Source organism: Pseudomonas sp. Root401, assembly GCF_001425105.1.
Classification (GTDB): domain Bacteria; phylum Pseudomonadota; class Gammaproteobacteria; order Pseudomonadales; family Pseudomonadaceae; genus Aquipseudomonas; species Aquipseudomonas brassicacearum.
In genome coordinates this window covers 277,099-300,062 of record NZ_LMDO01000034.1, presented here as the reverse complement: position 1 = coordinate 300,062, position 22,964 = coordinate 277,099, and the positions used below count along the sequence as shown (strand labels likewise).

27 protein-coding genes are annotated in these 22,964 nt (G+C 53.0%); 24 read left to right on the top strand and 3 right to left on the bottom strand.

Going from position 1 to position 22,964, the window contains the following annotated elements:
• A partial coding sequence (locus ASC85_RS32315) for a hypothetical protein (RefSeq protein ID WP_236712397.1) occupies positions 1-706 on the top strand: 706 nt, incomplete at its 5' end.
• Positions 707-3,045: 2,339 nt separating this feature from the next.
• Positions 3,046-4,239 (top strand): hypothetical protein, encoded by a 1,194-nt coding sequence (locus ASC85_RS23115; protein WP_057451520.1) that lies wholly within the window; start codon positions 3,046-3,048, stop codon positions 4,237-4,239.
• Between the two features lie 12 nt (positions 4,240-4,251).
• On the opposite strand, the gene ASC85_RS23110 is transcribed toward ASC85_RS23115, so the two are convergent.
• Positions 4,252-4,773, bottom strand: coding sequence for a YcbK family protein (locus tag ASC85_RS23110; protein ID WP_057451519.1), 522 nt, complete (start codon positions 4,771-4,773; stop codon positions 4,252-4,254).
• A gap of 455 nt (positions 4,774-5,228) precedes the next feature.
• On the opposite strand from ASC85_RS23110, the gene ASC85_RS23105 reads away from it, so the two are divergent.
• The 18 genes from ASC85_RS23105 (at position 5,229) to ASC85_RS23015 (ending at position 18,191) form a co-directional block, all read left to right on the top strand.
• On the top strand, positions 5,229-6,725 hold the full coding sequence (locus ASC85_RS23105; RefSeq protein ID WP_057451518.1) for a DNA cytosine methyltransferase: 1,497 nt from the start codon (positions 5,229-5,231) through the stop codon (positions 6,723-6,725).
• 136 nt (positions 6,726-6,861) lie between these two features.
• A complete protein-coding gene (locus ASC85_RS23100; protein ID WP_057451517.1) occupies positions 6,862-7,107 on the top strand; it encodes a hypothetical protein in 246 nt (81 codons plus the stop codon).
• Between the two features lie 145 nt (positions 7,108-7,252).
• Positions 7,253-8,089, top strand: coding sequence for a hypothetical protein (locus ASC85_RS23095; protein WP_057451516.1), 837 nt, complete (start codon positions 7,253-7,255; stop codon positions 8,087-8,089).
• Between the two features lie 152 nt (positions 8,090-8,241).
• Positions 8,242-8,535: a hypothetical protein gene (locus tag ASC85_RS23090; RefSeq protein WP_057451515.1), complete on the top strand. Its 294-nt coding sequence runs from the start codon at positions 8,242-8,244 to the stop codon at positions 8,533-8,535.
• Between the two features lie 133 nt (positions 8,536-8,668).
• Positions 8,669-9,163, top strand: coding sequence for a hypothetical protein (locus tag ASC85_RS23085; RefSeq protein WP_057451514.1), 495 nt, complete (start codon positions 8,669-8,671; stop codon positions 9,161-9,163).
• A 141-nt stretch (positions 9,164-9,304) separates the two neighbouring features.
• Entirely contained in the window at positions 9,305-9,553 is a 249-nt protein-coding gene (locus ASC85_RS23080; protein ID WP_057451513.1) for a hypothetical protein, read from the top strand.
• Positions 9,554-9,565: 12 nt separating this feature from the next.
• Positions 9,566-10,093, top strand: a complete 528-nt coding sequence (locus ASC85_RS23075) for a hypothetical protein (protein ID WP_057451512.1) — start codon at positions 9,566-9,568, stop codon at positions 10,091-10,093.
• A 128-nt stretch (positions 10,094-10,221) separates the two neighbouring features.
• Positions 10,222-10,560, top strand: a complete 339-nt coding sequence (locus ASC85_RS23070) for a hypothetical protein (RefSeq protein ID WP_057451511.1) — start codon at positions 10,222-10,224, stop codon at positions 10,558-10,560.
• A gap of 374 nt (positions 10,561-10,934) precedes the next feature.
• Positions 10,935-11,582: a hypothetical protein gene (locus ASC85_RS32310; protein WP_116893082.1), complete on the top strand. Its 648-nt coding sequence runs from the start codon at positions 10,935-10,937 to the stop codon at positions 11,580-11,582.
• A gap of 73 nt (positions 11,583-11,655) precedes the next feature.
• Entirely contained in the window at positions 11,656-12,702 is a 1,047-nt protein-coding gene (locus tag ASC85_RS23060; protein ID WP_156395701.1) for a hypothetical protein, read from the top strand.
• Between the two features lie 68 nt (positions 12,703-12,770).
• On the top strand, positions 12,771-13,385 hold the full coding sequence (locus ASC85_RS23055; RefSeq protein ID WP_057451508.1) for a YheU family protein: 615 nt from the start codon (positions 12,771-12,773) through the stop codon (positions 13,383-13,385).
• 74 nt (positions 13,386-13,459) lie between these two features.
• Entirely contained in the window at positions 13,460-13,768 is a 309-nt protein-coding gene (locus ASC85_RS23050) for a hypothetical protein (protein WP_057451507.1), read from the top strand.
• A gap of 67 nt (positions 13,769-13,835) precedes the next feature.
• Positions 13,836-14,918, top strand: coding sequence for a tetratricopeptide repeat protein (locus tag ASC85_RS23045; protein ID WP_156395700.1), 1,083 nt, complete (start codon positions 13,836-13,838; stop codon positions 14,916-14,918).
• A 52-nt stretch (positions 14,919-14,970) separates the two neighbouring features.
• On the top strand, positions 14,971-15,345 hold the full coding sequence (locus ASC85_RS23040) for a response regulator (protein ID WP_057451505.1): 375 nt from the start codon (positions 14,971-14,973) through the stop codon (positions 15,343-15,345).
• A gap of 657 nt (positions 15,346-16,002) precedes the next feature.
• Positions 16,003-16,350, top strand: coding sequence for a hypothetical protein (locus ASC85_RS23030; protein WP_156395699.1), 348 nt, complete (start codon positions 16,003-16,005; stop codon positions 16,348-16,350).
• A 123-nt stretch (positions 16,351-16,473) separates the two neighbouring features.
• Positions 16,474-17,115, top strand: coding sequence for a hypothetical protein (locus ASC85_RS32305; RefSeq protein WP_057451502.1), 642 nt, complete (start codon positions 16,474-16,476; stop codon positions 17,113-17,115).
• Entirely contained in the window at positions 17,043-17,483 is a 441-nt protein-coding gene (locus ASC85_RS33945) for a helix-turn-helix domain-containing protein (protein WP_082534457.1), read from the top strand. Before ASC85_RS32305 ends, ASC85_RS33945 begins: the two co-directional genes overlap by 73 nt.
• 309 nt (positions 17,484-17,792) lie before the next feature.
• The gene (locus tag ASC85_RS23015) at positions 17,793-18,191 is read left to right on the top strand and encodes a hypothetical protein (protein ID WP_177343179.1); all 399 of its coding nucleotides are present in this window, start codon (positions 17,793-17,795) and stop codon (positions 18,189-18,191) included.
• A gap of 554 nt (positions 18,192-18,745) precedes the next feature.
• Here ASC85_RS23015 and ASC85_RS23010 read toward each other — a convergent pair.
• Positions 18,746-19,129: a hypothetical protein gene (locus ASC85_RS23010; protein WP_082534456.1), complete on the bottom strand. Its 384-nt coding sequence runs from the start codon at positions 19,127-19,129 to the stop codon at positions 18,746-18,748.
• A gap of 86 nt (positions 19,130-19,215) precedes the next feature.
• Here ASC85_RS23010 and ASC85_RS23005 point away from each other — a divergent pair, with 86 nt between their 5' ends.
• Complete coding sequence (locus ASC85_RS23005; protein WP_057451500.1) at positions 19,216-19,608, top strand: hypothetical protein; 393 nt, start codon at positions 19,216-19,218, stop codon at positions 19,606-19,608.
• An 835-nt stretch (positions 19,609-20,443) separates the two neighbouring features.
• Here the strand turns inward: ASC85_RS23005 and ASC85_RS22995 are convergent.
• Positions 20,444-20,719, bottom strand: a complete 276-nt coding sequence (locus ASC85_RS22995) for a hypothetical protein (RefSeq protein WP_057451543.1) — start codon at positions 20,717-20,719, stop codon at positions 20,444-20,446.
• Positions 20,720-21,224: 505 nt separating this feature from the next.
• Here ASC85_RS22995 and ASC85_RS22990 point away from each other — a divergent pair.
• The 3 genes from ASC85_RS22990 to ASC85_RS22980 are packed head-to-tail and all read left to right on the top strand — an operon-like array spanning position 21,225 to position 22,674.
• Positions 21,225-21,869 carry a hypothetical protein gene (locus ASC85_RS22990; protein WP_133125567.1) on the top strand — a complete coding sequence of 215 codons (645 nt, stop codon included), beginning with the start codon at positions 21,225-21,227 and terminating at the stop codon, positions 21,867-21,869.
• Between the two features lie 8 nt (positions 21,870-21,877).
• A complete protein-coding gene (locus tag ASC85_RS22985; protein ID WP_057451497.1) occupies positions 21,878-22,201 on the top strand; it encodes a hypothetical protein in 324 nt (107 codons plus the stop codon).
• An 8-nt stretch (positions 22,202-22,209) separates the two neighbouring features.
• Positions 22,210-22,674, top strand: coding sequence for a hypothetical protein (locus ASC85_RS22980; RefSeq protein ID WP_057451496.1), 465 nt, complete (start codon positions 22,210-22,212; stop codon positions 22,672-22,674).
• Positions 22,675-22,964 lie beyond the last annotated feature (290 nt).

The following is a 22,964-nucleotide window of genomic DNA, read 5'->3' as shown; positions in this document are numbered from 1 at the left end:
TGGGCGGCGCTGTACCAGTGGTAATGCTTACAGAGCAGACGAGTTATCGAAGCCGATAGATCAATGCCGGCAAATCATTTGGGTTGAGTGCCGTTCAGATCGATACAGTCAGGACAGAGATTTGATCGTTGATCATCACAACCCAGGTGACCCAGGCTACGAAGCAAGCCCTAGTGAATACTGGGAAGGATCTTCCATTGGACAAGTAGCCAAGATTCTTGGGGTTTGTCGGCCTGAGCACCGTCTAGTTGCAGCCAGCGATCACTGCCTTTCAGCAGCGATGCGTGGGGAGTGCCCAGGGATTGATCCGAGCGAGTTGATGAGTTGGCGCATTGTAGCTCGCTCGGCTATGGCTCAAATCCAGCCTTGGTATCTGAAAAGGATGATCAACAGAGCCGTCGAGCGATTAGAGGCCCTGCCAAGGTTGAGTTTTGGTGGGATTCAAATCGTAGACGCGAGTTTTGATTCGACACCTGAGCTTAGAGACGCTGCTGCTGTTGCACGATTGCCAATCCTTACTACCCGAGTAAATGCAGCCGGCAACGTTAAGGTGGGTCTTTATGGGGCTAACCCCGAAGTGGTCGCTGGCTGGATGGGAATGATGGAATCGTCTGGGTTTGCTGATCACACCTATGGAAATCCGTTCCGTGAGTACGCTGGTGCGATCCTCAACTCCGATGCTTCGAAGCGACTCGTCAGGCCTTAAACCGCGCCCACGAAAATTCTTTCACGCCCAGTTTATAAAGGGTTTCAACCAGGGTTGAAACTTGTAAGGGTTATTACAAAAAAGGGGTTAGAACCTCGGGTTAGAGCTTATGGGGTTATAGGCTGTTGATACATTCCTGCGAGCCCCGCCCCGCTTAAAGCCCCGTGATAGACGCTGTACGTGAGATAACGGTTGACGTACAGGACTTTCCGGGCGACGTACAAGAGTTTCCGGTGAGCGCACACGAGTTTCCTGCCTTTGCACGCCAGATTCCGGTGAGCGTACATAGGATTCCGGTTCAGCCCATTTACATGCTCCCAGCTGTGCATAAGCTGCGGCTTTTCTGTGAATATCCCTGTGAATATCCTGTGAATATGCTGTGATCAATTAAGTAATAACCCTCTGTAAGCCTTACGTGTCGGGCCTTTCGTGGCTTTCATCTAGTTGGTTATCAAATCTAGCTGATTCTTCATCTAAACACCGGAATCTGCTGAGCGCCAACCACGATCTATTATGCGATGCAACTCAACCCGTTGATTTTACTCTATGCACCGATGGGGCGGGATGCTAACAGCCCGCCAACGTCTACGCTTAGTTCGGCAGCAATGAGTCGTTTTGGGTTGGAGGATCATCAGTCCACCTGTGCTGACAGGAATCCGCTGAGCGCTGGGAGAACGCCCGGCAACCAGTAGGCGACCAGCGCGACCGGAATCTGGCGAGCGCTCCATACCAAGGCCGACCGGAATCTGCTGAGCGCCGGGAGAACGCCCGGCAACCAGTGGGCGACCAGTGCGACCGGAATCTGGCGAGCGCTTCATGCCAAGGCCGACCGGAATCTGCTGAGCGCTGGGAGAACGCCCGGCAACCAGTGGGCGACCAGTGCGACCGGAATCTGGCGAGCGCTCCGTCCCAAGGCCGACCGGAATCTGCCGAGCGCCAGGAGAACGCCCGGCAACCAGTGGGCGACCAGTACGACCGGAATCTGGCGAGCGCTCCATGCCAAGGCCGACCGGAATCTGCTGAGCGCCGGGAGAACGCCCGGCAACCAGTGGGCGACCAGTGCGACCGGAATCTGGCGAGCGCTCCGCCCCAAGGCCGACCGGAATCTGCCGAGCGCCAGGAGAACGCCCGGCAACCAGTGGGCGACCAGTACGACCGGAATCTGGCGAGCGCTCCATCCCAAGGCCGACCGGAATCTGCCGAGCGCCAGGAGAACGCCCGATGATCAGCAGGCGACCAGTACGACCGGAATCTGGCGAGCGCTCCATGCCAAGGCCGACCGGAATCTGCCGAGCGCCAGGAGAACGCTCGGCGTCCAGCAGGCGAATGGTGCGACCGGAAACTGGCGAGCGCTCCACAGCAAGGCCGACCGGAATCTGCTGAGCGCCAGGAGTGATTTAGGTTTCTACTGTCCACCAGTGCGGACATAGCTAGGAGGTGCAGCATGGAAGCGCCGACCGGAATCCTGTGAGCGCAGTTAGCACACAAGTGGATTTAGAAGGCATCCAGTACGACTGGAACCCGCTGAACGCCTAAGTTTCATTGGCCCCTACGAATGCTTGGTAGACCGGAATCTCGCGAGCGCTCAACTGTTGATCTGAACAATTGCCCCAGGCAATTGAGCAAAGGCACCTCCAGGAAGCTGTTGAACGCCCCCAATTAAAGCAAACCGATTGACCGGAATCTGCCGAGCGCCCCGTGTTTGTTGGCTTTCACCTGATTACCTGCGATGCGTTGGTGTACAGGAAACTGCCGAGCGCTTTGATCAGATAGCTAAATCAATTGCAACCGAACCGGCAGGAAACTGGTGAGCGGCGCGAAATCAAAGGGCTGGGCAACCCATCACCCACTCCAGCCGGAGTCGCTGAGACAGGAATCTGCTGTGCGCTTGATCAGAAATCTGGGGTGCTTGCAACTGAACTCACCGGAATTGGCTGAGCGCACGCAACACGTCGGCCCGAGGTTGTCGTTGAGAGTACAAACCTACCGGAAACAGCTGAGCGGTTGCTCCAACGGGGGCTCTACATGGTTGATCCATATGTAAGGCGGCAAGTTGATACCGAGGTCTGAATACCCATTTTGGTATTTGGGGTGGCACCGGAATCTGGTGAGCGCCCCGTGAATACTGGCCTGTACGCGTTTACCAGCTGTTCCTAGCCGTTATAGTGCCCCCAAGCAAGCCAGTGATGCGTACACAGGATTCCGGTCAACCAAGCAAACGCTTACAGCCACCGCCCTGCTTATTCTTCATCGATCTAACAAATGGTTATAAATAATGGTAAAGGGCATATATCCTGTCAGCAGTGAGAGCTATGCCGATACGAGTAAAGGGGGGATCAATGACTGACGAGTTGGAACTGACGCCGGAAGAAATTCAGCGAGGCATCATCGACTCTCGTAAATCAATTATGCGAGACCGCTTTGAGCAGGGTTCTGGCCAAGGCATTCTTCCCTTCACGAACGAGCGTTTTTTTGAGCAGAGCAACCCTATCCTCCGGTCTTCATTGTTCACGGCAGGAAAGGTAAACATCCGCAACAAAAGTCAGTATTTGGAATGGACTGAAATTTTCAGTCTCGGTAGTGGCAGCATCCACTACAGGGGGCCAGTGCTCACAGTTGATCACGAGATTGTGCTGGTAAAGCTGATGGTTCTCGCCCGAGGTCGATCAATCACGAAACCAATCCATGCGACTCAAGCTGACGTTCTACGCTGGCTTGACCTCGATGCAAACTCTGGCGCGAATTACGTTAAGGCTCGGCGAATCCTTGATGACCTAGAAGCCGGTGAGTTGAAAGTCAGCAGCAAGCCAGCTCTTCGGCGACTGCTCAGCATCCTGACTTCACCGAATCTTTCTGACATGGCAGATGGCGCCTTTTTCCAGCAATTGGTGAAAAACCGGTACGAAAGTCACTTGGGCATGATTGCCCATGGCCTCGAAAACGATCACGACGTTGATATCACCCTCAGCTTCATCCAAAACGTGACTCACAACCCCGTTACTAAACGGATGATGATCAACCTTGACCCTTTGGCGGCGGTATTTTTCGACGGTGTAAACACGACCCTTCTCCCCTTCGAGATATGGGATAAACTCGACCGTTTTGGGAAGAAACTGCTGCCGCTCATCGCCTCTCACCGCGATGGGGTCTTTCCAATCAAGCTTGAGCGTTACTTCGAATTTAGCGGCTCCAAATCTGAGTACGGCAAGGTTAAGCGCCGCTTCAAGTCGGAGCAGAAGAAACGGTTCGCCGAATGGGAAGAAAAGGGGTACATAGTCCCAGGGTGGAACATCGAGCGTAATCGGGAGGGCGAGGAAATCGTAAGCGGATTGCGAGCCGGCGACGCTGTCAGGATCAGATCGACGCTTGACCTCATGCGTATCGAGGATACGGATGAAGAAATTGCTCGGGGTAGCGAACAAGCAATTCAGGAGCGCTTCGAAGGCTTCGAAAATCATTTTATGGGACGAGGCCCTGCACCTGAGCCGGCACAGCCCAAGAAACCTCGGGCGAAGAAGCCTGTTTCAAATTGACACTGGGCGGGTTTAGCCCGTCCACTGCCTAAGCCTGCCCACATCCACATGCACAAAGCCGTTCTGTGGGTAAAAGCCAACACCACCCACCCCCACGGCCTTCGCAAGTCTTGTCAGCGCGTCCGTGCTGAGCCCCGGAATCCTGATATCCGCTGCGTTTCCTTTTACGTGCTCAGACTGCTTGGCAGCTTTCGCAAGGCGGGCGTTGTGTGCCGGCGTGCGGTATCCGCTCTGAATGATAATGTGGAAAGGCATTTTATTGATGCGAAGCCAGCCCTGGATCAAAAAAAGTAAATCTATCAGCTTCGGATTCATGGCGAAGGTAACACCGCTTTCCACATCACGAAGCAAGTGGCAGGCGATGTTGTACCCTTTCCGATCAAACCCGCTACCGTAACGGTAATAGAGGAACTGGCCTTTCTCCCCAGTGGCACCGCGCTCCAGGCTCAGCCATCGATCACGATCCAAGAGGACTTGGCGCCAGTCTTTCTTCGGCTGTGCCGGCGCCGTACTTGGATGCATGAGCACGAGCATGCCAGCTAAAGCTGTCAAACCTTGGGTTAGGAATTGGCGACGTGGAATCGGGCACTGCTGGCACAAAACGGCTGCTCGACTGGCTGTGTGTCTCCATCATTCTCAGCATCTAGTGTTCATTCTCAACCCAACCTTGTGCAGTTACTGCTCCGCATGGGTGCTCAGTTGTTCGGTTTACTTGCCGGCCTGGCGGTGTTAAAAAGGCGATGTTCTATGTAGCACTCTAATGTGCCTACACTGCGGCTAGCCTCGCGTCATCGCGTGCCTCTTCGCAGACCCTATCCCTCACGTCATCGTGAGCGAGACGGTAGAAATCGTCAGACCATCTTCATATCGCTCGCCTGCGGCAAGACAAACTCTTGCCCTGGGCTTGGTGTTTGTCCCCGCTTTGCGCGTACAACCACCACTCACCCGACCAGGAACTTCGTTTCGCTGAGGGTCAGGAGCATCCAAAAATGTCTACATGCGTAATCAACACTCTCGTTTCTGAGTCCCGATCCGTTCCTCGGATTTGGTTAGAAGGCCAACGCTTGGCCCATGCAGGAGTGGAAATTGGCGTTCAGTATGTTCTGAGCGTGTCTAGCAAACTCAAGCGAATCGAGCTACGCCCTGCGCCGCAAGGTTTCGCTGGGAAAACGATCATTGTCAGCAAGCGCACTCGTAACGAGCGGGTTTACCCACTCATCGAGTTGCGTGACGTCATCATCACTGAGCTGTTCAACATCGGCACGAAGCTTCGTGTTGCTGTACAGAATGGCCGTATCATCATTTCACCTTCCCATATTGCTATGAGAGTTCAGGAGCGCGTAACGCGGTTCCTGGACAAACTCAAAAGCAATGAACCCCTTCATGTGGTTTCGTTGTTCCATGGCGGAGGGGTACTAGACGCGGCTCTGCATGAAGGTATGCAGCGCTCAAAGTTGGCAAGCTATGTGAAAGTTGGTGTGGAGCTGGAAGGCGACTACATCGACGCTTCTCTAAAAAACAATCCTGAGTTGTGGCGTGACGATAGCATCGTGATCAACGGTGACATTCGTGACGTGAACATCCTCGGTAGCGGCATACCGCAGGCAGATGTACTTGTCGGCGGAGTGCCCTGCACTGGGGCTTCACGCGCAGGAAAATCAAAAAACAAGCTGTCCTGTGCAGAGGAACACTCTACCGCAGGCAGCCTGTTTCACGACTATCTGAACTGGGTCAAAGTCACGAATCCTTGTGTCGTGATTCTTGAAAACGTCGTGGAGTACATGACGGAAGCTGCTATGACGGTAATCCGATCCGTTCTGTCCCATCTTGGTTATCAGCTGAGTGAGACCGTACTGGACGGCCCGTCGATGGGTTCGTTGGAGAAGCGGAAACGCCTGTGCTTGGTAGCAACCACACCGGGCGTTTGCGGGCCAGTGGATTTCGAGCAGTTGGTTCCAGTTCGTCAAAAAGAGGAAAAGCTCGCCGACGTGCTCGAAGTGATCCCGGTCGATTCTGACCGTTGGAAACCTTACGACTACTTGGCGGATAAGGAGGTACGTGATAAGGCCAGCGGTAAGGGCTTTATGCGTCAACTCCTAACGGGAGAGGAAGACGGGTGCGGAACAATCGGTCGCGGCTACGCCAAAGCCCGAAGCACCGAGCCCTTCATCGTTGCATCGCACGATCCTTCGCTGTCGCGACTCATGACTGAGTACGAGCATGCACGGGTGAAGACGATCCCAGTACGACTGATAGAGGGACTTAGCGCTACCACAGCGCATGAGGTTCTCGGGCAGTCAGTCATCTACTGCGCGTTCGTCGCAGTTGGCGAGTTGATCGGTAAGACCGTCAAAGGTTTGATCAGTCCGCTCACCAAAAAACATGCAACCGAGGTGAATCAGGTTTCCCAGGAAGCCCAGCAAGTACCAGCGATAGAGAAACCGGCCACCCAGGTGACCATGCCCTTGTTCGCTTTGACCGCTTAAACCTCCCTCCCCCCCCTTCCCACTATGGGCTGCATCCAGCCTATAGGTTCGGCGTGCATCCCATGTGGTTGTTAACGCCAAGCATCGGGAACTTGGTGCTATCTCATTGCCTGCCCCGACAGGTCGGATACATCAAATGCAAACTCAACTTCTCCCTGCACACGCAGTACGGGCCGGCATGCACATCGTAATTGCTGGAAGCGTGTATGCAGTCGAATCGAACTGGTTTGATCGTCACGGCAAAGCTCACTTCGAGCCACTGAACATCCTTGTCTGCAACCGCCCTCAGTCTGAGGGTGAGATGTATGGCAATGGTGAGCACTTCGGACTGATGCCTACCGCACGGATCACCGTCATCCTGGATACCCAGGTTCTGATGTGACGCCACTCGATTCACCCGGTCATGGCCTGACAATTCTCAGGCCGGCAGGCTTGCGCTTTGTCAGGTGATACACCCGAAAGCCGCTAAGCCTTAGAGCACTTGGCGTAATAAACCATCGCCTGTGCTCTACAGGTCGGAGATACACATGAAAAATAACCACATATCGGCTTTTCCACTACTGATCAAAACCGCCCTTGCTGATGTTCAGTTCAAGGTGATGCAAGGGATTTGGCAGCAAAGCCCGGAATACTGGGGCAAAGACAAAAGTGAGTTGGATTCGGTGCTTTACCCATCGGAAAAATGGGGAACGACCGACCAACATCGATTTGACCGGAACCACCCGTATCTACAAGCGTGCGACGTAGCGCGGGAGTTGTGTGTTGAATTGGGACGCTACTGTCTTGCGCATGGTTTAAACCCGAGTGCATCGCCACTTGTGGAGAACCTGCACTTCAAGGATTTCTTCTTCGAGGCTTTTGAGAAAGGTAGGGTTGTGAATTGTAAGGAGTTGACACCTTCGATCATTCATAGCTCCGTGGAAAAACAAAACGTTCTCCAATGGGAAAGCTGGATTATCACAGCTGGATCGGAAGATTTTTCGACTGATGACTATGGACAAGACCAGTACATTCGACCACTCGTTGCGAGGCATTGCAGCGGTAAGAATGAAGTAATTCTCTGGATGCCAGGTCATGCGAAAGATCGTGCGCGAGTTGCATACGAGTTGATCACTGGGTCGGCTTTTTCCGGGGTAGATAATCTTGGCGATGACGAACCGCATCGGTTTGAAAAGCTTTGTTGGGGTAGCGATGGCGATCATTTCGACGACGACCAATTCGATGATGATTCAATGGAGCTTGACGAGGGTTACGAACTCAACATTGATGAGTTATTGGATCTTATGGCTATGAACGCCAAAGAGGAAATTGAAGAACTTTGCAACGCTGCGCTTCAACGTATTGCAGACGACACTCATAACTGAATGTCCCGTAAGGGATAATCCTTCGGCTTTGGCCTGACACGATTCAGGCCTCGTGCTTGTGCGGGTCAGGTCTACACCTGCGACACACGCCAAGCCCTAGAGCACTTGGCTTTAATACCTTATCGCCTGCGCTCTACAGGTTGGAGATACACATGAAACCGATCAAAAATGCACTGTTGTGCGTTGCCTCTTTCTTCCGCCCTAAGACTTCCACCCGTGAAGCTTGTGTTGAAACGCATTGCGTCCCCGAAAAGCAGGAGTTGGAAGTCGCTTTTCGCTACGCGCACGCACGCCTTCCCATCGTTCAAACCAAGCTTGAAAACCTTGGTGACGACGCGAGTGTTTTGAAAGGTAGGAAAATTGCCTGGGTTGAAACCGGCGAGGTCAGCATCTGTCTTCACTTCGAGGATGAAAGCACCTTGACGATTTCCATCCCGCGAAAATGAAACGATGACCTAGGCCTGAAACCAATCAGGCCATTGGGCTTGTGCTGGTTAGGTTTATGCCTGAATACCCGCCAAGCCCTAGAGCACTTGGCGTTACAAAAATACGCCTGCGCTCTACAGGTCGGATACGCTAATGAACTCGCTTAAAAATGCATTGAAGTACAATAAGGATATTGGTCGGAGGTTCATGGTCTTGCGATTCATGCCGCCTTGGATGGATTGCGATGACAACTGTATTGCTCCGCCCGATCCTACGTACAAGATTAAGTACACGTTGCGTGGCATTCATTGGACAAACGAGGAATGTGTGGAATGGCTAAAGGCCGTTGCAGGCTCCAAAATCGTTTGGCTTGATGATAATAAATTTGAGTACGCAGAATGGCCGGCGCCGATGACAATTGGTGAGTGGGCAGAATGGGAAGTCGGGAAAGCGCAGTGGGAGTTATTGGGCCACGGTTCCGAAATGACCTTGTACTTTGATGAAGTCTTCGCAGCGCGCATGAAGTCACGCCTGCATTCATTTGAGGAGCGCGTCAGTGCTTGCTTGGATGCATTAGCGACGAGTGCAAAAAAGGAGCTGGATGATCTGTGCGCGAGAGCGCTGCAACGCATCGAACAGTTTTCCTAAGCTAGTTCTGCTTCGCCCTAGGTCTGAACCAACTCAGGCCTTCGGGCTTGTGCTGGTCAGGTTGATTCCTGCAATACCCGCCAAGCCCTAGAGCACTTGGCGTACATCTATTCGCCTGCGCTCTACAGGTCGGAGATAATCATGAAATCCAAGTTGAAAATTGCTTCACTCAGCATTGCTGCCGCCCTATTAGGTGTTTTGGTCGGTGCTGTGGATCAGGTTCAGCACGACCGCCAAGCCAATGCGCAACTCAACGTACTCTGCGAATCCCAGCCACACCGTGGGGAATGCAAAGCGCGTGAGACCGCTGCAAAAAGCATCCGTTATACGTTCAATGGCCAAGAATTCAGAAACGGTACTGCCGTGTCTGCTTTTGGCGCGAACGAGTAAGGGGAGGCGGAAATGGATACTCTCAATCTGCGTCAGTATTTCTCTGAGCGTGCAACTGATTTTCGCGATAACTTCCTCGCCCAGACACCTAGCAAGGTGCCTTTGGAAGCCTTCGTAGAAAACTCGGCTGCGGAACTTGACGCAAAGCAGGTCTTGCTCGATGAAATGTTCAAACTCTTTGATGAGCAGGGCATGGGCTTGATCTACAAGAACTCGCAAGCGCAATACGGTTACGTGTTGCATGATGCGAGTGAAGAAGGTGCTTTCAGCTACCAACTCTTTGACAAGAATGGGTTCCAAACCCAGTCGTCGTTCACTTCGGCAGAAGAAGCCTTGGTGGAGTTGTGTGCAAATGGTTTTACCCAGCTGGCACCCGCCGACACGCTGGACAAGTTGTCCCAGACCCGAGAGTGGAAGCTTTCGACTGAGCGGCTTGCCTTGCAGAGTCGGGTGCGGGATGGATCGCTTTCTTGGGAGAAATTCCAGCGTCTCTACGCTGATCTTGATTTCAAGTACGATCCAGATACCTGGGTAGCTTGATGGTCTGATGGTGATAACCCTCACACGGAAACGTGTGGGGGTTTTTTTTCGCCTACATGTAACTGCATGCAGTTCGGTTGATCGCCAGTGGCCGCAGATTTACCTTTCCGTGAGCTTTGGAGCCCGCCATGACCGAAACCCTCATCAACTTTGCAATCATCGCAGCTGCCCTCTTTGGGGTGTCCTACACGCCATGGATTAAGCGGTGTTTGGGTGGCCATCCTGCAAAAACCCAAATCCTGCTTTTTAAAGTCTTGGTTGGGGCTTTGTATTTGTTATCGCTCCACGAAACCATTGACGAAGATGGCTTTCTCTACGGTTTGACGTTCAGTTTGATCCCCCTTGCTGCCGGTGCTGTTGTGCTGGGCAGCATGAGGCCTCGCCACAAGGCTATCTCCAAACCGGCACCCATTTCGGGAATCGGGGGCGTTGGCGTCCATGCCGATGACACTGCGCCTACTCAGTGATCCGAACTCAGATTTTCAATCGATGCTGCCTGATCGCCGGCATTAATCATGACAGGCAAATTCACGGTTGTGACAAATGGGCCGGTCGTCGCCTTGCTGAGGTATTCGATGGCGCCGACCCGGTGATCAAGGTGTACCATTCCCCAGCGGTCACGTCAGATATTGCTTCGGAACAAATGCAGGGAAAAGCAGTCGAATTCGCGCCTCGCGCTGGACGCTCAGACTTGGTGGGCAGTAAGGCCCAGGTTCCCACACCATATTCTCGGGAGCCTCAACCGTCCCATACGGACGATGAGTGGCTTAGCTTTGAAGGATTTATGCTCAATGACCTTGCTGCCCCCCTCGATTGACTCTACTCACCGACAGGGTGGGAAATGACCCGGTTGATCGATACAGAAGTGCCAATAACACCTCCTGTGAGTGATGGTAGTTTCCCCCCTCTTCCAAGCGACGAGCTTCCTTTTCAGGCTGCCGGCAGATGGAAGACCGCTGATGCTTATGCAAAGCGCCGCATAGTGCCTCTGCGTGACTCGGAAGGTTACACTGTCGGCTACCGGCCCACGATCCAGCAAGGTCGTGGAGAAAGTCGGCAAACCCATTCCAAGGTTTTCATGATCACAGCCGAGGTCAATGATTCGATGGCTATGGCATTGGCCCAGCGCTGGCGAGACGCCAAGGAAACTGAGTTAGGCATCAGTTCTGGTCAAATCAGCTCCAAATCAGCATCGCGTTTTGTTCCAGGTATTTCGCTTGTAGTCTCGGGAAAGCCCCCGTATCGAGCCTGTTGGAAGTGGGCAACCCCTGAGCATGCCACCTTGACGAAATACATCACCCAGAACCTCGGCTACGTGGCAGCGTATGAGCAACTGGTTCAGCGCATTTGTGATGTGCTTGGTCTGGAAGTGCCCAGCGAGCTATCAGTGCCCATACCCAGCCCGGTTCAGTACGCCATTCTCCAAGCGCAGGTGATTCCCGAACTACCTGACCGACGCATGACCCCAAGAGAGTGGACAGCAATTTAGCTGCATTGAGTTGAGTGGAACTGGCTTCGATCAACTCATAACCTTGCCCCTGAGAACCATCAAGGGCCACCCATTGAACATCAAGCGCTTAGTGTCAGCCTTCGCATTGTCATCCCTCTTTCACGCACTTGCTCATGCAGCAGAGCCAACGATTCAGGCGGTGACGTTCAAACACCCAGACGGGAGAAATGCGCCGGCTGAGATTTACATTGACGGCGAGATTACTCCATCGCTCCCCCGACAGCTTGCCAGCGCTTTGGCGAGTAACAAGATCGAGAGGGCGACCATCTATATCAACAGTATCGGTGGAGATTTGCAGGCTGGCATGGAGTTAGGGGAGTTCATACGCCGCTCGGGCTTCAACACAGCAATTGGAAGGCGTGGCGCAGCATATGGCAAAGCTATTCCCGGCTCTTGCCAAAGCGCCTGTCTAATGACATTCGCTGGAGGCGTTTACCGATTTGCAGACGCAAATACTTTTTTCGGAATACATCGGTTCTATAGCCGATCAGTGTCAAGCCATGACCTCGCGCTCGGCCAAGTCGTTTCAGCAGCGATCACCGGCTACCTTATACGTTTAGGCGTCTCCCCTACCCTTTTCGAACGGATGGTGAATGCAGGGTCGTCTCCGCAGAAGCTGCCTGTGGAAGAGGCGTTAAAGCTCAACCTTGTGAACAATGGCGTGCTGCCGGTTAGTTGGGAAATCATCGGGAGAGGGGGAAAGGTTTTCCTACAAGGCGAGCAGCGCACCTGGAATGGGACTGGCAGATTGTTAGTTTCATGCTCAAGGTCTGAGGGTATGAGCCTGACGGCCCAGTACGATGCAGACCAGAACACTGGAAAGATTCTGAGAGAAGCAAAGCATCTTTCTCTCAGGGTTGACGGTACGTTCATCGGTCTGGCAGCAGGGGCTTTGGCTAGACCTACATCAATCGAAAAGGGCTTCCTCACCTCAACGTACAAGGTGCCTCGGAACGTGGCCTCTGAGCTGTCTCAGGCTCGCTCGATTGGTTTTGCGTGGTTACCATCGGAAACATCCATTTTTTATGGTTTTGATCTACCTGTCTCCGACAGCCGAGATTCAGTTTATTCGTTCGTTAACCACTGCTCAGAAAGATAGTCGAACCGGCAATGACACAGCGCTTCTCACTGCAAGATTTGCGGAACCAATCAATTGGAGCGTCAAGAATGCTGATTCCGCACACCGAGTTAGCCCCAGAAACATTGGATCAATTGCTCAGCGACTACGCGAGTCGTGATGGAACTGACGATGGCCAGTTCACCACTCTTGATGAACGAAAAATGCACCTGCTCGCCTCGCTTGAGCGGGAGGACGTGTTCATCACCTACAATCACAAATATCAACAACCATGTTTGGTTGCGAAGCACGACGTGACGGCAGAAGCATTGGCAGACTTTGCTACGTTTAAAGAGCAGAAGAAGTCGGAAGCAGCAACAGAATTGGCCTATCAGGCTCAGTGCGAGCAGGACTTCATCGCGCTACACAGCCGCTACACAAGCGAAGGTGTGTTTCCACTCTCTTTAGGTCGTACTGTTCAGTCTCACGCGGTGAATGTCCTCCAGCAAAATGGGTCGATTTCACTTGCTGATTTGCAGGAACTGCTTCGCCGGCATTCAATGGGCGATTACGGCGTCATCGGCTGGGGCGATAAACTGGCGAATCTGAAAGCCATAAGCTTCAAGGGCATGATTTACTCTCGCTACGCCGTTGCGGGGCACGATATCTGCGTAGAAACCATTGATGGCCACAGACGGACAATGGCCCGACTCCCAAGCGATTGATTTAGACCATTTATTCTGCGCCCTCCCATCGCTGGGGGGCTCAACCTCCTACATGATGAGCATGGAGTCCATCAATGTTCAGCAAAGCCACATCCAAATCCGAACTGAGCGAAATCTTGCTAGCAAAATGCGAGCACGCAATGTTTCTGGACAGCACTATCAGTACCACTTATGCGGCCCAGCCAGCTCCAACAAAGTCTAAGCACCGCCAGCGCAAGGCGCGGCCTGATGCGTATGCGCAGGAAGTCCAGCGACTTCTGCAAGCTCAGGAGACCTTTTCTGCATCGCCTTCCAAAAGCCAACCTGATACGTCCCAGGAAGTTGATATAGGTTCTTTGGAGCTTGAGGTCGCCCAGTTTATGCGTTCCCGTCGTAGGAAGTGATCCATGTTGAGTTGCATTGATCGGGGGTGACCGGCAAGTTTGGGTGATCCTCTTTCAGGGTTTTCAAATGCCGCCCCGCCTTTCAGCAATCACGTTGGCTGCTGCCGCTTTAACAGGCTGCGCTTCACCCAACAACTACGATTACAACTCGAACCCTTTCGACGAGCCGGTAGCCATTGTGAAGAAGAGGGTTGATCCCAATCCCCTTCTCCCGCGTACCCCTGCTGTAGGGAAGGTAGATTCCTCTGGCATGCCCCGGCAAGAAACTGCCGATACATCCGTTGCTCAGGCGTTTCCGGTGGCACCTGCCCAATCGCTTGAAGTCAGCCCAGCAGGAGCCGGTGAAGCAGCTGCTGTTCAAGACATGATTAACGAGGCAAATCGCCTGGGTTCGCTGGGTGATATTCAGGGCAAAGCCTCGCTTTTGGAGCAGGCAGGATACTCGGGTAGTGCTAAGGCGTTTTACGACCTCGCCCGCATGCATTTGGACGGCTCTATGCCAACCGACATGTCACAGGCGTTGAAGTATATAACGCTCTCACATGAGGATGGATTCGCAGAAGCGACCCGTGTTCTCGGTATGCTTTATTTACGTGGGCAGGGCGTAGCGCCAGACCAAAGCTACGGTCGAAAGCTTCTTGAGCAGGCCTCCAAGGTCAGTGCCAGAGCCGCCCGCGAATATGGCCAACTGCTTACAAACCAAATTCAGCCGCATCTGAACGATACCGAGCTGGGTATCCAGTATCTTCGTGACGCTGCTGATAGGGGCGACCATGATGCTGCATCGTCACTTGCTAAAGAACTGGCCAAGGCTGGCGACGTGGCTGGAGCCCAGTTTTATTCTAATAGTGGTGCAACCGAAGCGTCCGAAAAGCCCCACACTGTAAGTTTGCAAGACCGAGCTTTGCGCGGTGATGCCGAGGCCATGTTTCAGTATGCCCAACAAGTGATGCTTCGCCGGATTAAAGCCCCTGAGCCTGAGTTCACGGCGTATTGCTGGCTCTCCGTTGCGGATCAGTTGGGAAGCCCTCAAGCGGCAGCTGAGCTATCCCTAATTCGTGGAGTCAGGGCGATTAGTGAAAAGAAACAACCTGGACGGCTCGATCAGTGCATTCGTGACCTGCACTATCAGGTAAGTGGCCGTATCTGATACTCCCCTGGCGACTGTTAGTCATCAGGGCAAAGGAATTTAGGAGAGCTGCATGAGCGAAAAGCAATATCGTGTGATGGTGATCGATGACTCGAAAACTATCCGTACCACAGCTGAAGCGTTTGTTCGTGAACTAGGGCATGAGGTCATGTGTGGCACGGACGGCTTGAACGGTATCAGCCACATGCTGACCTTCCAGCCTGATATCTTGTTCATCGATCTCGAAATGCCACGAATGAATGGTATTGAGATGGCTAAGCTCGTTCGGGCAAATAGCATGTTCAAGGACACTCCGATCGTCATGCTTTCGTCCAAAGACGGCATGTTTGATGTCGCTCTGGCTACAGAGGCCGGCGCCAGCTCATACATCGTCAAGCCGCCCCGCAAAGATTCAATCGCCGCAGCCATTGCCAAACATCTGGGCTAATCCATGACTAATAGGCCAGCTACCCTAAAGTTCTCTCAAGCGCCCGAAATATTTCCAGCTGGGCTTCCGCTTGAGCCATGGGAAGTCATTTCGGACTCGAATCATAGCTACGAAGTCGATGCTAGTGGTCGGCTCATCCGCAAGGACAAGAGTACAGGTGCCCGCTGGGTATCGCCGGAGTTCACGGGTAACTTCTCCATCACCATTGTCCCCAGACACTCTCAGTCCGAGCAGACGTACATGCTATATGCAGTCTGCGGGGTGGTTAAACACATGCAGCTGGTGGAGAGAAAGACCCCTACCCCGCTCCAAGCTCTTGCTTGGCCCTGGGTTCTGGAAGCGCTGGTGGTTAACGCCAGGGCTGTGGACGCCTCCCAAACCTACAGGGGCTGTTTACATATTCTCCAGCAGGCCGAAGCAGACCTTGGCTTCAAGACTGGCGATGAGAAGATTGATGCGATGATCGGCATGGCACTTTGCCGTCCGGCGCTTCTACGAGGAAAGACAGCGCGCAATGCGCTAGAGTGTTTGGAAGATTACCAGCTCAGAGCAGCGACTAGCTGGCATCGAGCCCACCTAAGCGACTGACCCGGTTCCCTCCATCGGGTGACCGCTCTTAGAATGGTGGATTTTCTCCCCTTGCAGAGTGTCACCCTTATGGGCAATCAACATCTCGATTCTCCGAGCGCCCCTACATCGCCTACAGGCAACCCAGGCGAAGCCCCTAGTCCCGACATGCGCTCCCCGGACGATGCATTTTCTGTGTACGCTTTTTTGTCACAGGAGGTACAGGCTAAGCTGGGAAAGGATTTCTTGGGAAAAATGCCGCTTGATCTGATGGAGAGGTACTGCCTAGCTACTGTTGAGAATGGCCATCCCACAGCAGATATGCTCTATGAGCTTGTCACGAACTTTCTTACAGCCTACGCCAATCCGGCGACGAAGGAAGATGCGCTCAAAGCTTTGGATTACCTTGGTTATCAAGCCGAACAAGCAGATCAATAGGCAGCTGCGGCTGTCCTCGAAACCCAACTCAGGTATCGAGTGTCTTGTTGAAAACCACCACCTCTCCCCGTGACACAGCCCTTTCCCGGTGATCATGACTCCATCATTTAAGGAGTCTCGATCATGAGCGAAATGCAACTATTCTTTCTCAGTGCTGAGGCCGCGACATTCGATATCAATTCGGTCGATGATGGGTTCATTCTGGATAGTGACTCCAGTTGCGGTTCGGCAGCCCATTATTTGAGTCATCGACCTGTTGACGACTGCGTACTCGGCTTAGGCTTCACCAACTGGAAAGCCCTTATCGATCACGCGCTCCGCAGCGGTCACTTCGAGCTGTTCACATGCGTGGATGGCGGTATTGGCTTGCGGAAGTACGGTTATCGCCATGGCCCTATCCCACGGTTGCCAGCTGCGGGTGTTACATATGTCCTACAGCGACTTCTCTCTCTGGCGGCCGACCGCGACGGATCGCTAGGCCGCAATGACAAAATGGTCTCGGCTGGCAATGATGTTTCCCACAAGCTCGTAGTAGAGCAAGGTCAGTGCTGTATCACAATCAAGCGAGAGGACGCTTTAGTCCGAACATCATTAAATATCGAGCAGTTGGCATTCTCAGATACGGCAAAGTCTGATCCTGATCCGATTGCCATGCAGGTAGAGCGACTGCTCTGTAATGCTGGCGCTGTTGAATGCGCGGCCTTGCGAATCGCATGTCGCTCGATAGCTACCCAAATCCTTCGCATTGCGCACGGTGTCCGATAGTGGCTCGGCGCAAGACTCAGCACTTCGGTTTACTTAAATCGACCAGGAAGACGCTGGGATTGTCACAGCATGAACTTGGAGTCGCCCTCGGCGTATCGAGGAACACTGTCCGAAGCTGGGAAGGTTGTCGTGAAGACGATTTTCTGCGGCATATTTGCCGGGGCCTTCGAGAATGTCGCATCATGCCGCACCTCGAAACCGTAGCAACAGGTCAGTCTGTGGCTGCGGTACGGGCTGGCATGCGGCTGCATCAGGATGAATTTTCAGCGCTGCTGGGCGTATCACGCTCAACGGTCTCCAGGTGGGAAAATGACACGCCTCCTAGGTGGGTATCATTCGCGCTGCTCTCATTAGCATTTACGGATTGAACTGACATGTTTACGTTTACCCACCCCCTAGCGCCTACGGTTAAATATGAGGGCGAGTTGAGCACTTCCATTGCCACGTATGCTGCCGACCATTTGCATGAGTACGATGTGTATCTTGCTGAGGTAGAGGCTTCGGCTCACGGGATCGGAATTGAGCTTTTCGCGAAAACAACCGGCAAGCCTCTTGGTGTAGTCGTAATTCACTAGCAACATGAGCGGCGATGACGTTTCAGCCTAAACAACAAAGAATCCGCGCATGCGCGGAAAATTTGGTCACGCCCACCGGCCAGCTTTCCGCTAGGTAGAACAATGCAAAAAGAATTCGACCCATTTGCAAGTTACTTTCGGATGCGCATGCCCTGCGCGAATTGCCCATTTCGCAAAAAGGGTGCAGTTGAGCTTCGACCAGGGCGGCTTGAAGGGATCGTGGCTGATCTGCTAGCTAACGACAAAAAGACTTTCTCATGCCACAAAACGCTGACCTCTGAGGATCTTGAAGATTTCGATGACGTAGATGAAAGCGAACAGGCAGGCCACAGGCCTTACTACGAAGCCGAGAAGATGTGTGCAGGCGCCGCAGCCTACTTGCTAAAGAAGCAACGCCCCTCGATTGGGATGCGTTACGCGCTAGTTACTGGCAGCATTCCTAAAGATCACTGGGTCGAGGCTTTACCCATGGTGATCGACGTTATCGACACTACGAATTGAGCGCTTGCAGACCCTCAGAGGGCTAATGGCGCCGCAGCAGTACAGGCGCGAATTCCTGCGCTGGGGGGAGCACTTTGAAACTATCCAGTTTCGTATTTGTATACGAGCGAAGCCTTATTGAGTTGAATCGTGACGCAAGCGATTTAAACGGGCGAATTGCACTGATCCAGGCCAGACAAAAAATCACACCGGGTGGGCGACTTGCTTCCAGATTGAATCTGTACCGGCATCAGGTGGCATCCTTGAAGCACAAACATCGGGCGGCGGCATGCTGGGTGGTGACGGTGGCACAGCCAATATTTTCCATCATGGCCAAGCGTCTAGGCGCTGCTTACCAAGGCACCTTACTCAAGCATGGAACCGAGCATGCGAGCCTAAAGTTTATCCATGATCAAGACGGAGTAGATCGATCACTTACGCTAAAAATGACATTGGCCCGGCTGTGTACCGAGCCGTCGAATGAGTCAGTAGGGATCGCTATTCACCGCCTTATCAACCTCCCATCTACTGGTTGCGTAGCGGAAGACCTCTCTCTTGATACTACTATCAGCGACCTACTCAGTCCGCTGATGGCCGTCTGATTCATCCGCCTTGACCGTGGTTGCGCCGAACATTTTTTTATCAACTATTTCAACGATTTCGTGTTTCAAAGACGGCAGCCCGTTATCAAGTTGCTCGATATAGTAACGGTTGTAGACCAATATATCGGGTTGCTTAACGCAGCCTTTCTCCGCATCGCACTTTGCCGGCTGCTTATTTCTCAGCGGCTCATTCTGCATGCACTCGATATTAGAATGTCGCGCTTTACAGTCGAAACCCTCCAGCCGCAGGTCATTTACCAGATTTCGAGTTGTCGGGCTCGGGTTTTCAATCCAGGCACTTGTACAACCTGAGACAAACAAGCTTCCTAGCAATGACAGCCAAACATAGGTACGCAATTGGGGTTCTCCTTCAACGGTTCACCCAACGCTACTCATCAAGAGGCTCAAATACCACTCAACAAGCATCATTTGGAGAGAAATTCATGTCACGTCGCAATTACGCCCTCTGCGCCATCGGCGTGTTCGCGCTTGCCGCCACTGCACTGAGCTATGCGCTTAATTCCAAACCGGAAGACAGGTGGGCGAGCGTCGATAATTTCAAGCATGGACTGCCGGGTAAGCTTCGATCCTCGAATGGGGCATCCCCTGGCTTCGACGTTACCGCTCTCGCCAGCGAGCTTGCCAAGTTTCGAGTCAAAGGAATGCCAGTTTGCGCAGAAGAAGAAGTGGCAGCTGATCAGTATGTTGAGCTTTCGGCAATCGCGGTGAAGCTTTCACCTTACAGCGCATTGACCTTGCAACTTAATTCCATACTGGATACCCCCGAGGGTATCTCAGATTGCCAATTCAGGATTTTTCAATGGGCATCGTTGTAGCTTTGAAGTCGTTGAGCGATCCGCGCATGCGCGGAAAAGACTAGCGTGGGGGCGTTTTAAACCACGCTTCTGTGTGAGTTCTGGCAGGGGTTAGGCCTCGTTTCCGTGTAGATTTCGCGTAGCGTAAGGCCTAAATGCGCTTTTATCGCGGCTGTGTTCCAGAAAAGATAACAAATACAGTTGGTTAGCTGCGGTCATCCTGCGATTTCTTCTTGACGACTGAGCACGGTTTTATCTGTTTTGGAAGGTGTTTTCGATGGACGAAATGCCGCGCATGCGCGGGAATGACCAGCTTCTATCGGGCCGCTTTGCAGAATTGATAATATCTATTGGGCTCTCGCGATGACACACGGCTCTGTGGTTTCCAATGAGTTATCCACGATCAGAGCCGGAGTTTCGATATGTGCGAAGAAGAACAGACCTACACCGAGCGAGCCCGTTCGTGGCTTAAAGAGCACGAGCCTACATCAGAGCAAGTCCAGGATGCCTACACCCGAATGCTCACCCTCCTGGAGACCAAGCCACACCTCGCAGGGGCTGATACTGACGAGTGCCTAGAACTGCTGGTTAGTGCCTACGGCCATGCTGGTGGCTCAGTCGATGACCTGCTAAGTCAAATCGATGCGAAGAAAGCTTCCAGCGCCCCAGCTCCCATAGCTGAGAATAGTGGCTTGGATGCGTCGCCTTTGTACTCAGTATCTGACACACCGGCCATAGTGCTGTCACCCGCAGATAAGCGAGCAGCGTTCCAAAAGCTCAAACGAAGCTTGGAGCGCGGCGAGGTCTACAGTGTTGGCAGCTCCCCTTTCTGACTGACAGGTGAGTACCGTAGCTGCTAGGTTTTCCTACCCCTCAGCGGCTCGGGGGGGAGACACGGAGCTAAGTGAGCATCGATAAAGATATCGGCATCAAAGCGCTCTACAGTCTCCCGCAATGCCTCGTCTCTGAGTAAATCTGCAAGGGGAGGGCAGTTGGTTTTGATTTCTGCCCACGCCTTTTGCTTAAGCGCTTTGGGCAGTTGCGACAGCTTGACCAGCTTCTCTTTTTGGGTGATGACGAGCACTGGCACTGGCCAGCTATCCATACCTGAACCGACGTTGTATTCGTCCATATCAACCCTCTCAGCTGAGAATCTATTTTGAAGGCATTCCAGCGTTGGTTGCATGCCAACTGGCTGCTGTTACTCGTTATGCTGAGAGAACCGATCCCCCTGGGACATAAAGAAGGCTGTGGAAAATGATCGTCGTTGTGGGCACCCGCTATCCTGAATCTGCCTTTCGCTATTCGCTGCTGCTCAATATGCTCGGGCACTCAACACTCGCGGTGCGCGCAACTGCCCCCTTATTGAGTTGCATCCTAGACCCGAGGTCAGGTTTGCTTATCCTCGAAGACGGGTTCGTCCCGAACACGTCAGCTCATACCCTTATCAACCAAATACGCAGCATGCCAGGCCCCAAGTCTTCAATTCCTATCATTCGGGTTTGGAAAGGGCCTATTTTGGCGAATGGGCACGATAGTCCATCCGTTGTGACGCTGAATGCGCCAGTCACAGGTACAGCGCTTGACCACGCATGGTGCTGTTTGGGTTTGGAAAGGGGAGGATAGGCAGGTATTTAATGCGGAATTTCACCTTGGCAGCTCTGGCGATTGCCACGCTTGCCGGCTGCGCCTCGGCGCCCCAGGAGCCAGCTGTATCGACTTACAGCTATGAGTCCAAAGCCCACTCGGGCACCGTGCATGTCACTGAAAAGTTCTACACGAGCGAAGCTATTCAGTGTGCAGGCAAGTGGCGGGAAGGAGAGGTTTATACCCCTAAAGGGATTATTCCTATGGGGCATGATCATCTTGATATCGGCATTGATCTAAAAAGCGATGGACAACCAGATACAGCGGTTACCCTCAGTATTCCACTAGCCTTGGGTGGTAGGGTCTACACCAAGGATTTGCAGGAATACAAGTCCTTCATGCTCGGCACAGAAACCAACGGTATCGTTCAGCAAGGTGACCATTTCACATATCCCGAGGGCTACTTCATTCGCGTAAGTCAGCCAGGGGTGAAAGGGTGGGATTTCGTTTCGTGCATTGGCATTGATCACATGTACGTTCTAAAGGCCGACCTGGAAAGCTCTACTAATCCCCCAGTTTATCTGGATCGGGTCGTAGTGCCTTTTTCGATGGAGCAGTCTGATCAGCCCGTTAAAGTGTCCTTCGGAAGCCAAATCCAACACACCGCCGAATTACGGGTTGCACCAAACAAATGAATGCCTGCGTGATCAAGCTTGATAGCCGCCGCCTTTATGTAGAACTCCCCGCATGCCTCGTCCATGAGTTGCTGGCAGATATCGTCACGCGGTACGAACGCTTGTTCACGTTCATGGAGCCCGTTTACCCGCAAGGCAAGCCTGAGTTGCTATTTGAAGTCCTTGCGGACGGTTACGGGCTTCCGGCATGCACCGAGTCAGTGGGAGTCGATGTGGTTGACCTTCGCGTACACGACGTGGAAGCCAATGCAGAAGCCGATATGCGGTGGAAAGAACTGCATGTTGGCCGGATTCTCGCCCAAAAATTTGCGAGCACGATCAACTGCTCATAGGAATTTGAATGCGTAAACTTGCACTCTGCCTGCTGATAGGCGTTAGCTCAGCTAACGCGGCCACACTGGATATCGCTGTCTCTCAAGGCAGTCATGAGCCGGTCACTTACCAGTATCAGCTTTCCGACCAGCGCCAAACCCTCGACCTTCGGGATGCCAACCGTTATACGGTGGCTGTACAAGACAAAGCGAGGAAAAAGGATATTTGCCGCGAGGCTGAGTATCGCACTGGCATGGTCATGACATTGCGACAAGTGGAAAAGCCCGCAGATGGCCAATACAAGGTGGAAGTGGTGGGGCAGGTCTCTACCCTGAAAGCGTTGGAAGAAAAAGGGCGCCTCGATTGCGGGGTTAACGTCCTCCCGGTCATTGATAACGCAGCTTTTTCTGATACGTCCATTATCGAGGTTGGTAAGCCAAAGGTGATGGTTGTTGACGGAAAGACAACGGTGCTCATGACAGTTAAAGAATAGTTCCTGATCCAGTAGGCTTGTGCAAGTTTCGAGGCGGTTGAGACGAGCGAAGCCCAACTCCGTTTCGGAACAGGCTCTCTGGGCGGCGCGTGGTTCGGCTTGGGCATTGCAGCCTGAGCCGATCTCAACCTGACCGCGAATATCATCCTCAACCCTGTGCAGCGCCTTGACGCCATCAATCCTAATGGAAGGGCGTTCGCACACCATTCCCACGCATCCTCCACACAGCCACCGGCACTCAACGGTGAGGCTCTGCGACGATCTGGAAAGCCTCAGAAGAGCGCGAGTTG

Coding starts and splice junctions, on each gene's coding strand:
- ASC85_RS23090 (WP_057451515.1), top strand. CDS start 8,242: ATGAAACCGATCAAAAATGCACTGTTGTGCGTTGCCTCTTTCTTCCGC.
- ASC85_RS32310 (WP_116893082.1), top strand. CDS start 10,935: ATGACCCGGTTGATCGATACAGAAGTGCCAATAACACCTCCTGTGAGT.
- ASC85_RS22995 (WP_057451543.1), bottom strand. CDS start 20,719: ATGGACGAATACAACGTCGGTTCAGGTATGGATAGCTGGCCAGTGCCA.
- ASC85_RS23105 (WP_057451518.1), top strand. CDS start 5,229: ATGTCTACATGCGTAATCAACACTCTCGTTTCTGAGTCCCGATCCGTT.
- ASC85_RS23055 (WP_057451508.1), top strand. CDS start 12,771: ATGCTGATTCCGCACACCGAGTTAGCCCCAGAAACATTGGATCAATTG.
- ASC85_RS23115 (WP_057451520.1), top strand. CDS start 3,046: ATGACTGACGAGTTGGAACTGACGCCGGAAGAAATTCAGCGAGGCATC.
- ASC85_RS23100 (WP_057451517.1), top strand. CDS start 6,862: ATGCAAACTCAACTTCTCCCTGCACACGCAGTACGGGCCGGCATGCAC.
- ASC85_RS23015 (WP_177343179.1), top strand. CDS start 17,793: ATGCAAAAAGAATTCGACCCATTTGCAAGTTACTTTCGGATGCGCATG.
- ASC85_RS23005 (WP_057451500.1), top strand. CDS start 19,216: ATGTCACGTCGCAATTACGCCCTCTGCGCCATCGGCGTGTTCGCGCTT.
- ASC85_RS23030 (WP_156395699.1), top strand. CDS start 16,003: ATGGGCAATCAACATCTCGATTCTCCGAGCGCCCCTACATCGCCTACA.
- ASC85_RS23095 (WP_057451516.1), top strand. CDS start 7,253: ATGAAAAATAACCACATATCGGCTTTTCCACTACTGATCAAAACCGCC.
- ASC85_RS22980 (WP_057451496.1), top strand. CDS start 22,210: ATGCGTAAACTTGCACTCTGCCTGCTGATAGGCGTTAGCTCAGCTAAC.
- ASC85_RS32305 (WP_057451502.1), top strand. CDS start 16,474: ATGAGCGAAATGCAACTATTCTTTCTCAGTGCTGAGGCCGCGACATTC.
- ASC85_RS23080 (WP_057451513.1), top strand. CDS start 9,305: ATGAAATCCAAGTTGAAAATTGCTTCACTCAGCATTGCTGCCGCCCTA.
- ASC85_RS33945 (WP_082534457.1), top strand. CDS start 17,043: ATGCGCGGCCTTGCGAATCGCATGTCGCTCGATAGCTACCCAAATCCT.
- ASC85_RS23075 (WP_057451512.1), top strand. CDS start 9,566: ATGGATACTCTCAATCTGCGTCAGTATTTCTCTGAGCGTGCAACTGAT.
- ASC85_RS23045 (WP_156395700.1), top strand. CDS start 13,836: ATGCCGCCCCGCCTTTCAGCAATCACGTTGGCTGCTGCCGCTTTAACA.
- ASC85_RS23085 (WP_057451514.1), top strand. CDS start 8,669: ATGAACTCGCTTAAAAATGCATTGAAGTACAATAAGGATATTGGTCGG.
- ASC85_RS23050 (WP_057451507.1), top strand. CDS start 13,460: ATGTTCAGCAAAGCCACATCCAAATCCGAACTGAGCGAAATCTTGCTA.
- ASC85_RS22990 (WP_133125567.1), top strand. CDS start 21,225: ATGCGGAATTTCACCTTGGCAGCTCTGGCGATTGCCACGCTTGCCGGC.
- ASC85_RS23040 (WP_057451505.1), top strand. CDS start 14,971: ATGAGCGAAAAGCAATATCGTGTGATGGTGATCGATGACTCGAAAACT.
- ASC85_RS23110 (WP_057451519.1), bottom strand. CDS start 4,773: ATGCTCGTGCTCATGCATCCAAGTACGGCGCCGGCACAGCCGAAGAAA.
- ASC85_RS23070 (WP_057451511.1), top strand. CDS start 10,222: ATGACCGAAACCCTCATCAACTTTGCAATCATCGCAGCTGCCCTCTTT.